Here is a 9103-nt window from a genome sequence, read left to right on the forward strand (position 1 = left end):
GGGTAATGAAGCATGTTGGACGGAATTGCTATTGTGAATCCGGGAGATATAGAAAAAAGAAGCTTTGAAATGATTACTGAGATATTGGGTGAAAAAAAATTCCCACCCTTCCATGAAAATATTATCAAGAGAGTCATCCATGCAACAGCGGATTTTGAATTTGCTGAGAGTATGAAAATCAGTGAAACGGCAGTGGCCAAAGCTTTTGAGGCTATCAAGTCCGGCTGTAATATTGTGACGGATACAAAAATGGCTTCGGTAGGCATCAATAGAAAATCTATTGCCAGATTTGGCGGGCAGATTGTTTGTTATATGGACGACGAAGCGGTTGCATTGGAAGCGAAGCAAAGAAATGTTACCAGAGCTTCAGTATGTATGGAAAAAGCTGCTAAGGACGAGAATAACAAAATTTTTGCTTTGGGGAATGCTCCTACTGCGTTAATCAGGCTGGTAGAATTGATTAAAGAAGGGGCTGTTGCGCCTGCATTGGTGATAGGCGTTCCGGTTGGTTTTGTAAATGTGGTGGAATCCAAAGAGTTGCTTAAGACGGCGGGAGTTCCCTATATCCTTTCAGAAGGCAGAAAAGGCGGGAGTAATATCGCTGCAGCAATCGTAAATGCTATTTTGCAAATGATTGAGGACCCAAGGTGAAGCAAATACTGGAAGAGTACGTGGTGGTAAACGGCAACAAATATAGAAAAGGTTATACGACAGGCTCTTGTGCTGCTGCTGCGGCGAAAGCCTCGGTGATGATGCTGCTTTCAGGATCTGTTGTTGAAGAAGTTTCTATCGATACTCCTGCAGGTGTCCGGCTAAACCTACCGGTTACGGATGTTTGCATCACAGCTGAGAGCGCTGGTTGCGCAGTGCTCAAAGACGGCGGAGATGACCCGGATATGACCTCAGGGCTGAAAATATTTGCCACAGCCAGGAGAAAAAGTGCATTGGGTATTGAGATTAGAGCGGGAGAAGGGATTGGCCGGGTCACCTTGCCCGGGTTAAAGGTGGCAGTTGGTAAACCGGCGATTAACCCGGTGCCTGAGCAGATGATTTTAAAGGAGGTTGGAAATGTTTTACCGGAAAACGTGGGCGTGGAGATAATGTTCACCGTCCCGGGAGGCGCTGAAGCAGCCCTGAAAACGTTTAACCCCAAGCTCGGCATCATTGGTGGTATTTCTATCCTGGGTACTTCAGGCATAGTCAATCCCATGTCTGAGGAGGCTTGGAAAGAGGCCTTGGCTTTGGAACTTAACGTTTTGGTTGCGAAAGGAAAAAAGTCTGCCGTTTATGTCTTCGGGAATTATGGAGAACATTTTGTTACGCAAGAGATCGGCTTGGATAAAGATAATTTAATTAAGGTCAGCAATTTTATGGGTTTCATGCTGGATAAAGCGGTAGAGTGCGGGCTGGAGAAGATTTTAATTGTCGGGCATCTAGGGAAGCTGGTCAAAGTGGCGGCGGGAATATTTCATACTCACAGCAGGGTTGCAGATGCCAGGAAGGAAATCATGGCTGCGTACACAGCCTTAGAGGGAGCACCGGCCGCAACGGTTGCCCAGGTATATGCGTGCCGGACTACTGAAGCGGCGGCGGAAATTATCAACCGGCATGGACTACAGGGCGTCTATGATAGAATTGTAGCCAACGTATCCCAACGGTGTATGGATCACGTGTTTAATAAAATTCAGATCGGCTGCATTCTTTTCCATCAGGATTATACTCTACTGGCCATGGATGAAAATGCACGAAAAATTTTAAAAGAGACAGGGAGTAGTTATGGGCTATAAGCTTTACATTATAGGCATCGGACCGGGAGATAAAGACTATATTTATCCTGCCGCAAACAAGCTAATTGAAGCAAGTGATGTATTGATCGGGGGAAAACGGAATCTAGATCTTTTCCTTCATTTAAAAAAAGAAGAAGTGGTGATCAGCAATAAACTGGCCGATATAGAACGATACATACTGGAGCATATCGGTAAAAAGAGAATGGTAGTGCTTGTCTCTGGGGATCCGGGGGTTTTCAGCATTGCGGAATATCTGAGGAGCAGGCTTGTCGCTGTAGAGCTGCTAGTTTATCCCGGCATTAGCTCGATGCAATATTTATGTGCAAAGGTTAACAAAAATTGGAATGACGTTTTTATCGCCAGCCTCCATGGCAGGGAACTACACAATCTAACTGATCTAGTAAAAAAGCATGCTAAGGTAATGCTCTTTACCGGTGGCACCTCATCGCCCGACCAGATATGTAGAAAGCTGGCTGCCAATGGCTTAGGGGAAGTGATAGTTACCATTGGGGAGAAGCTCTCCTATCCGGAAGAAAGAATTGTCACCGGCTCAGCTGAAGAAGTGGCGAAGATGCACTTTGACAATCTCTCTGTTATGTTAGTGGAGCATCCCGGCCAGGGGTTAGTTCCCCAGCAATTCTGGGAGATGGCCTCACCCGGTATACCGGATGAACTGTTTGTTCGAGGAACTGTACCCATGACTAAGGAAGAAATAAGAACAGTGACTTTAGCCAAGCTGAGGCTTCGGGAAAATTCTGTTGTTTATGATATTGGTGCAGGTACCGGATCGGTGGCCATTGAATGCGGGTTGATCGTGAAAAAGGGTAGGGTATACGCTATCGAAAAGGAACCTGACGCTCTAGCCCTGATCCGGGAAAATGTACTGAAGTTTGGATCTGGCAACGTCACTGTAGTACCTGGACAGGCCCCTGAAATATTATTGGAGCTACCCAAGCCGGACCGTATTTTTATCGGGGGAACGGGCGGCAAAATGGATAGTATTTTGGACTGGGCAGCTGAAATGAGCCAAAATATTAGAATTGTGGTGAATGCAGTAGCGATTGAAACAGCCTATGAGGCGCTGGCAGGCTTGGAAAATAGAGGTTTCAGGGACGTTGATATTACCTGTGTTTCGGTAGCTAAGGGACGTTTGGCGGGAAAGAAGCATTTAATGCAGGCGCTGAATCCTATCTATATTATCAGTGCAGAGAAGTAAAGCACATTACTGGAGGAAGAAATGGCAGGAAAACTATACGGTGTAGGCATAGGACCTGGGGATCCTGAGTTGATCACCATTAAGGCCAGGCGCATTCTTGCCGAGGCGGATGTGGTGGCAGTGCCGAAAACTGCCGCAGAAAAAGCCAGTTTTGCTCAGACTATTGCCGAGGGGGCCTTTGAAAAAGGAAAAGAGCTGCTCGAGCTGCTTTTCCCTATGAGCTTTGATGTCGAGGTGCTGGAGAGAAGCTGGCATGAGGCGATCGGACAAATCCGGGAGAAACTGGAGCTGGGCAAAACTGTTGCCTTTATCACCCTGGGTGACCCAACAGTATACAGTACCTATATGTATATCCACAAGCAGCTGTATCAAGAAGGATATGATACAGAGATCATTCCAGGAGTTACCTCCTTTTGTGCTGCTGCTGCCAGAGCAGGAATCAGCCTGGGAGAAAACCGTGAAACCATAGCGATCGTACCTTCAGCCTATGAATGTAACAATCTCGAAAATATATTAAAAAGCTTTGATAATATCATTTTGATGAAGCTATCCAAAAGCCTGCCGAAACTAAAGGAGTTACTCAAGTCGGAAGGCTTGTCTGAAAGCGCTGTGCTGGTAAGCAAGTGCGGGCTGGAGGATGAAAAGATTACCTATGACTTGAATTTGTCTGACGACGAAAAAATAAGTTATTTCTCGACCATGCTGGTGAAGAAAGGTGGTGTTAGGTAGCATGATTTATTTTATTGGTGCAGGTCCCGGGGACCCTGAGTTAATAACGGTGAAGGGAAAACGGCATATCGAAGAGGCGGATATTATTATCTATGCCGGTTCCCTGGTGAACAAGGCGCTTTTGGCTAATATACGAAAAGGAGCGGAGATCTATGACAGCGCCGGTATGACCTTGGAAGAGGTGCTTGAGGTAATGGTCAAAGGGGCTCAAGCAGGAAAAAAGATTGCCAGGGTACATACGGGAGATCCTTCTATTTTTGGCGCTATCCGAGAACAACTGGATGCGCTGGATAAATATCATATTGAATATGAAGTTATACCAGGAGTCAGTTCTTTTTTAGCAACGGCGGCTGCGCTTAAAAAAGAATATACGCTACCCGGTATTACTCAGACTGTGATACTAACTCGTATGGAGGGCAGGACAGCGGTGCCTGCTTCGGAAAAGATAGAAGCTTTAGCCAGGCACCAAGCGACCATGATTATATTCTTAAGCGCTGGTATGCTGGTTGAGCTGGTGGACAAGCTGCAATGTGGCTACCCGGCAAATACACCGGTGGCAGTCGTTTATAAAGCGTCCTGGCCGGAACAGCTAATTGTCCAGGGGACGCTTCAGGATATTGCCGAAAAGGTGCAAATAGCAGGCATAAGGAAAACAGCTCTAGTGGTCGTAGGTGACTTCCTGGGAGATGAATATGAGCTGTCCAAGCTTTACGATAAACACTTTACTCATGAGTTCAGGAATGGCAGCGCATGAAAGTTGCAGTGATTGCTCTGACCAAAAACGGCATTGAGTTAGCCGGAAAAATAGGTCGGGAATTGGATGCGGATCTCTATGTGCAAAATGTCGACTTCCTTGGGCTGGTAGAAAAAATATTCTATAGCTATGATGCCTTGATTTTTGTTATGGCCTGCGGGATTGTTGTCCGTAGTATTGCGCCTTATATCAAGGATAAACAGTCCGATCCGGCAGTGGTGGTAGTGGATGAACTGGGTCGATTTACCATTAGTTTGTTATCCGGACATATCGGTGGGGCAAACCGTCTTGCGGTCAAAGTTGCTGCAGTTACGGGAGGAACTCCGGTTATTACGACTGCCACAGATATTAACGGTGTGCTTGCTTTTGATGAACTGGCCACCGATAATGATTGTGCCATTGAGAATATAGATGAGTTGAAATATATAAGCTCCGAGCTGGTCAATGGCGGTAAGGTAAGTCTTTTTAGTGATTGTAGGCTTGATGGAACCCTGCCGGGCAATATAGATACTCCTGTTTTTGGTCAATATTGCCGGTTTGCTGTTGCCCTGACTAATTGCACAATGGTACCGGTAACTGCTGACAGGATACTCTATTTGAGGCCCCGTAATCTCATCATTGGCATTGGTTGTAAGAAAGGAAAGTCTAAGCAGGAAATTGAAGAAGCTGTGGTGCATTTTCTGGGGATGAACAACAAAAGTCTGCTTTCGGTAAAATGCGTTGCCTCCATCTCGATGAAAGCAAACGAGCAGGGGATACTGGACTTTTGCTGTGAGAAAAATATTCCTTTTAACACCTTTTCTACTGAGGAAATTAAAACAATAGAGCACCGATTCTCGTCTTCTAATTTTGTTAAAAACATCACCGGAGTCGGATGTGTGGCAGAAGCATGCGCCATATTAGCCGGTAACCGGCCCAAGCTGATTTGTCCGAAGACAGCGTACCGTGGCATCACGCTTGCCCTGGCAGAAGAGGAGAAGGTTATTACAATAAGAACATATCCATTGGTAAAGGAGAACGCATAAAACCATGTCAAAAATAGCGGTAATAGGTATAGGACCAGGCAGCATGGCGGATATGACTCAACGAGCCAAAGCTGCTATGGAGAACGCTGATATTATCATGGGCTACAATACATATATCGAGCTTGTCAAGAAGCATTTTCCCGGGAAGGAGTTTCTAAGTTCTGGAATGACCCGGGAAATTGAAAGGTGCCGGTTGGCTCTTCAAAAGGCTCTGGAAGGGAAATCTGTTGCCCTGATCAGCAGCGGGGATAGCGGGATCTACGGGATGGCCGGGATTATGCTGGAAGTCGTTAATCATTCGGGAATCGGCATACCCGTGGAGGTGATGCCGGGAGTAACGGCAGCAAGCGCAGCAGCAGCTATTCTTGGGGCTCCCATCATGCATGATTTTGTCGTGATCAGCTTAAGCGATCTGATGACGCCTTTGGAGCAGATCTACAAGCGAGTAGAATGTGCTGCTCAAGGAGATTTTGTAATTTGTTTATATAATCCCAAAAGTAAAAGCCGGGTGGACTATATTGAAAAAGCCCGGGATATCGTACTTAAATACAGAGAGACAACGACACCGGTCGGTATTGTACGGAATGCCGGAAGGGAAAATGAAGCATCTGACATGGCCACCCTGACGAATATGCTTGATTTTGAAATTGACATGTTTACGGTCGTGATTATTGGAAATTCAAAAACCTATTTTGAAAATGGCCGAATGATTACGCCAAGGGGATATGATTTATAGAAATGAAGCGTATCATGGTGATTGCAGGTACCAGGGACTCCAGGGATATCATCGATAAACTGCTCAAAATTCAAGCTGTTGTAGTTGCTACCGTTACGACAAGCTTCGGCAGAGAGTTGCTGGAAACCTATTCTGGAATTATTTTGCATGAGGGTAAATTGGATTCGGCAGGAATAACAGCGCTGGTTCAGCAAAACAACGTAACTTGTATTGTGGATGCCTCTCATCCTTTTGCCAAGGCAGTATCGGTTAATGCTATGCGCTCCTGTAGGGAGACGGGAGCAGTGTATTTGAGATTTGAACGCGAGAATACGGTCATAGTAGGCAACGGGGCAGCAGAAGACGGTAGGATGGTGATACGGGTAAGAAGCTTTGCAGAGGCGGCAGAAGTAGCCGGGAAAATTACAGGTAATATTTTACTGACCATTGGGAGCAAGCATATCAATGTGTTTACCAAAAGTATCCCGGATTACAAAATGAGGCTTTTTGCCAGGATTTTACCTGACAGCCGCATGGTTGCCAAATGTGAAGAAGCCGGTTTATCGGTGGGGCATATTATTGCTCTACAAGGACCCTTCTCTGAAGAGTTTAACATCGAAATGTTAAAGTATTGCCATGCGGAAGTACTGGTTACCAAGGAAAGTGGGGAAGCAGGCGGGACTGATCGCAAGCTGAATGCAGCTGCAAAACTAGGTATTCCTGTCGTGTTGGTGGAACGCCCCGAGGTAGCTTATACACGCAAAGTGAGCACAGTCGATGAGGTTTTGGAATTTGTCAAGCAGTATATATGATTGGACAATGATATCAAACAGGAGGAAGAACACAATGGATGGCGTATTAATACTGGCTCATGGAAGTAGAAGACATGAAACTGACAGGATCCTCAGGTCATTAACGCAGAAGGTAAAAGATAAAACGGGTGAAGAGCTAATTTACTCGGCATATCTGCAGTTTTCTCAACAGAACCTGGAAGTAGGCGTTGAATACCTTATAGAAAAAGGAGCCAGTAAAATAAAGGTTATACCTATGTTTTTATTTGACGGTATCCATGTAACCCAGGATATTCCGCAGGAACTGAATATGATTATGACCAAACACCCCGGGATCGAAATAAAGATGGGCAAGCCCCTTGGAGATGATGACAGAATTGCAGATATTATCAAAGACCGTATCCACTCCCTTGATTAGACCAAGCATTGTCATAGCGGGAACCAACAGCGGCTGCGGTAAAACCACCCTGTCTATTGGCATTATGGCTGCATTGGTGGAAAGAGGTCTGAAGGTGCAGCCATTCAAGGTGGGGCCTGATTTTATAGACCCGATGTTTCATACCTTTGTAACTGGAAGGAACTCGTTGAATCTTGACAGCTGGATGCTTCAGGAAAAGACCGTCCAATATCTTTTTGCCAAGCATTTAATTGATGCAGACATTGCCATTATTGAAGGTGTAATGGGCTTATATGACGGCTATGGCGGCATATCCTTGGAGGGAAGCACAGCGGATGTGTCCAAAATTATCGGTGCCCCGGTTATTCTGGTGATTAGTGGTGAAGCCATGTCCCTCAGTGCTGCTGCTTTGGTCAAGGGTTTTGTTGAGTTTGATAAAAACGTCAATGTGCAAGGCATCGTAATTAATAATGTGTCCAGTCCAGGGCATTACAAACTGCTGAAGGAAGTGATTGAAGAAAACACAGGCGTTGCAGTTTTGGGGTATATAAGAACCATGGGTGAAGTAACTATTTCCAGTAGACATCTCGGGCTTGTCACAAGCGCAGAAATCCACGACCTTAAGGTAAAGGTCGGAATGATATCCCGGCAAATTAAAACAACTGTTGATTTAGATCTACTGCTTAAGCTGGCAGGGAAGGCGAAAAAAATTGATGTATTTAATAATAACCCTAAAATTGAAACAGCTGCTGTTGAGAAGTTAAAGATTGCGGTGGCCAAGGACAAGGCATTCTGCTTCTATTATCAAGATAACCTGGAGTTGTTAGAAATGCTGGGTGCTGAGGTCGTGTTTTTTAGTCCGGTGAGTGACGACAGACTACCGGAAAATGTTGACGGGCTTTATATCGGTGGGGGTTATCCGGAAATTTGGGCAGAGGAGCTGCAAAACAACCTGGCGATGCGCATGGATATAAAAAGCCATGTTGAGCAAGGTTTACCTACATATGCGGAATGTGGAGGGCTGATGTACCTGACAGACAGCATCAGGGTTGGGGAAGACAGAGAATTTGCGATGGTTGGACTGATTCCCGGTAAAAGCAGCATGTCGTCATCATTGAAAAGATTTGGTTATGTGTATGTCAAATTGATGGATGATACGATATTGGCTAAAAAAGGTTCTAAAATACGGGCTCATGAATTTCACTATTCCGAAACGGTAGTGGATAAAAGATTTAAACCGTGCTTTGAAGTATCTAAACGCAGGGATGGCTTAATTAACCAATCATGGTACTGTGGATATCAAATTTACCACCTCCTTGCCGGGTACGCGCATATACATTTCTGGTCAAACCCGGAGTTTGCCAGGAACTTTGTAAAAAGCTGCGCAGAATATCGGGCTCGTAAAAATGAGCAGGAAACATTATGATCTCAATATACAAACAGGGGATTTTAAAAGATCTGGATAACCTTGTCTGGCTAGTTAAAAGATTATTTTTTTAACCTATATTACTTGTTGCATTAAAGTCCTCAAAATGATAACATAACAAACGTCGCTGCTAGAACGGCGATGCAAGCAACTAAGTCAGGGCAATACCGGTAAACGGAGTGTTCAGTAAAACAGAAGCAAACCACAAATTGCCTTTGACACAGACCGATACAAAATGCTACAATACAAATCCGGTCGTAAAA

Annotated in this window: 10 protein-coding genes; all 10 read left to right on the plus strand. The window is 45.1% G+C overall.

Features of this window, described 5'->3' with window-relative positions; genetic code table 11:
* Nucleotides 1-12 precede the first annotated feature (12 nt).
* From SPSYN_RS11215 to SPSYN_RS11260, 10 genes are read left to right on the plus strand one after another with little or no spacing between them, the layout of a single operon-like run.
* Nucleotides 13-651, plus strand: coding sequence for a precorrin-8X methylmutase (locus SPSYN_RS11215; RefSeq protein WP_161822579.1), 639 nt, complete (start codon nt 13-15; stop codon nt 649-651).
* Nucleotides 648-1787: a cobalt-precorrin-5B (C(1))-methyltransferase CbiD gene (gene cbiD, locus SPSYN_RS11220; protein ID WP_243153027.1), complete on the plus strand. Its 1140-nt coding sequence runs from the start codon at nt 648-650 to the stop codon at nt 1785-1787. The genes SPSYN_RS11215 and cbiD overlap by 4 nt, the downstream gene beginning before the upstream one ends.
* Entirely contained in the window at nt 1777-3003 is a 1227-nt protein-coding gene (gene cbiE / locus SPSYN_RS11225) for a precorrin-6y C5,15-methyltransferase (decarboxylating) subunit CbiE (protein WP_161822580.1), read from the plus strand. Before cbiD ends, cbiE begins: the two co-directional genes overlap by 11 nt.
* Nucleotides 3004-3024: 21 nt before the next feature.
* Nucleotides 3025-3732 carry a precorrin-2 C(20)-methyltransferase gene (gene cobI / locus SPSYN_RS11230; protein WP_161822581.1) on the plus strand — a complete coding sequence of 236 codons (708 nt, stop codon included), beginning with the start codon at nt 3025-3027 and terminating at the stop codon, nt 3730-3732.
* Between the two features lies 1 nt (nt 3733).
* Nucleotides 3734-4486: a precorrin-4 C(11)-methyltransferase gene (cobM, locus tag SPSYN_RS11235; protein WP_161822582.1), complete on the plus strand. Its 753-nt coding sequence runs from the start codon at nt 3734-3736 to the stop codon at nt 4484-4486.
* On the plus strand, nt 4483-5511 hold the full coding sequence (gene cbiG / locus SPSYN_RS11240) for a cobalt-precorrin 5A hydrolase (protein WP_161822583.1): 1029 nt from the start codon (nt 4483-4485) through the stop codon (nt 5509-5511). Before cobM ends, cbiG begins: the two co-directional genes overlap by 4 nt.
* 4 nt (nt 5512-5515) lie before the next feature.
* A complete protein-coding gene (gene cobJ / locus SPSYN_RS11245) occupies nt 5516-6247 on the plus strand; it encodes a precorrin-3B C(17)-methyltransferase (protein WP_161822584.1) in 732 nt (243 codons plus the stop codon).
* 2 nt (nt 6248-6249) lie between these two features.
* Entirely contained in the window at nt 6250-7038 is a 789-nt protein-coding gene (cobK, locus tag SPSYN_RS11250) for a precorrin-6A reductase (RefSeq protein WP_161822585.1), read from the plus strand.
* Between the two features lie 34 nt (nt 7039-7072).
* Complete coding sequence (locus SPSYN_RS11255; protein WP_161822586.1) at nt 7073-7435, plus strand: sirohydrochlorin chelatase; 363 nt, start codon at nt 7073-7075, stop codon at nt 7433-7435.
* Nucleotides 7395-8840 carry a cobyrinic acid a,c-diamide synthase CobB gene (locus tag SPSYN_RS11260; RefSeq protein ID WP_161822587.1) on the plus strand — a complete coding sequence of 482 codons (1446 nt, stop codon included), beginning with the start codon at nt 7395-7397 and terminating at the stop codon, nt 8838-8840. The genes SPSYN_RS11255 and SPSYN_RS11260 overlap by 41 nt, the downstream gene beginning before the upstream one ends.
* The last annotated feature ends 263 nt before the right edge of the window (nt 8841-9103 follow it).

The organism is Sporotomaculum syntrophicum (assembly GCF_009932395.1).
In the GTDB taxonomy this organism is placed as follows: domain Bacteria; phylum Bacillota; class Desulfotomaculia; order Desulfotomaculales; family Desulfallaceae; genus Sporotomaculum; species Sporotomaculum syntrophicum.

Bases quoted from the DNA above. Each gene is read 5' to 3' on its own strand.
- SPSYN_RS11215 (WP_161822579.1), top strand. From the start codon at position 13: ATGTTGGACGGAATTGCTATTGTGAATCCGGGAGATATAGAAAAAAGA.
- cbiE (WP_161822580.1), top strand. From the start codon at position 1,777: ATGGGCTATAAGCTTTACATTATAGGCATCGGACCGGGAGATAAAGAC.
- cobI (WP_161822581.1), top strand. From the start codon at position 3,025: ATGGCAGGAAAACTATACGGTGTAGGCATAGGACCTGGGGATCCTGAG.
- cobM (WP_161822582.1), top strand. From the start codon at position 3,734: ATGATTTATTTTATTGGTGCAGGTCCCGGGGACCCTGAGTTAATAACG.
- cbiG (WP_161822583.1), top strand. From the start codon at position 4,483: ATGAAAGTTGCAGTGATTGCTCTGACCAAAAACGGCATTGAGTTAGCC.
- cobJ (WP_161822584.1), top strand. From the start codon at position 5,516: ATGTCAAAAATAGCGGTAATAGGTATAGGACCAGGCAGCATGGCGGAT.
- cobK (WP_161822585.1), top strand. From the start codon at position 6,250: ATGAAGCGTATCATGGTGATTGCAGGTACCAGGGACTCCAGGGATATC.
- SPSYN_RS11255 (WP_161822586.1), top strand. From the start codon at position 7,073: ATGGATGGCGTATTAATACTGGCTCATGGAAGTAGAAGACATGAAACT.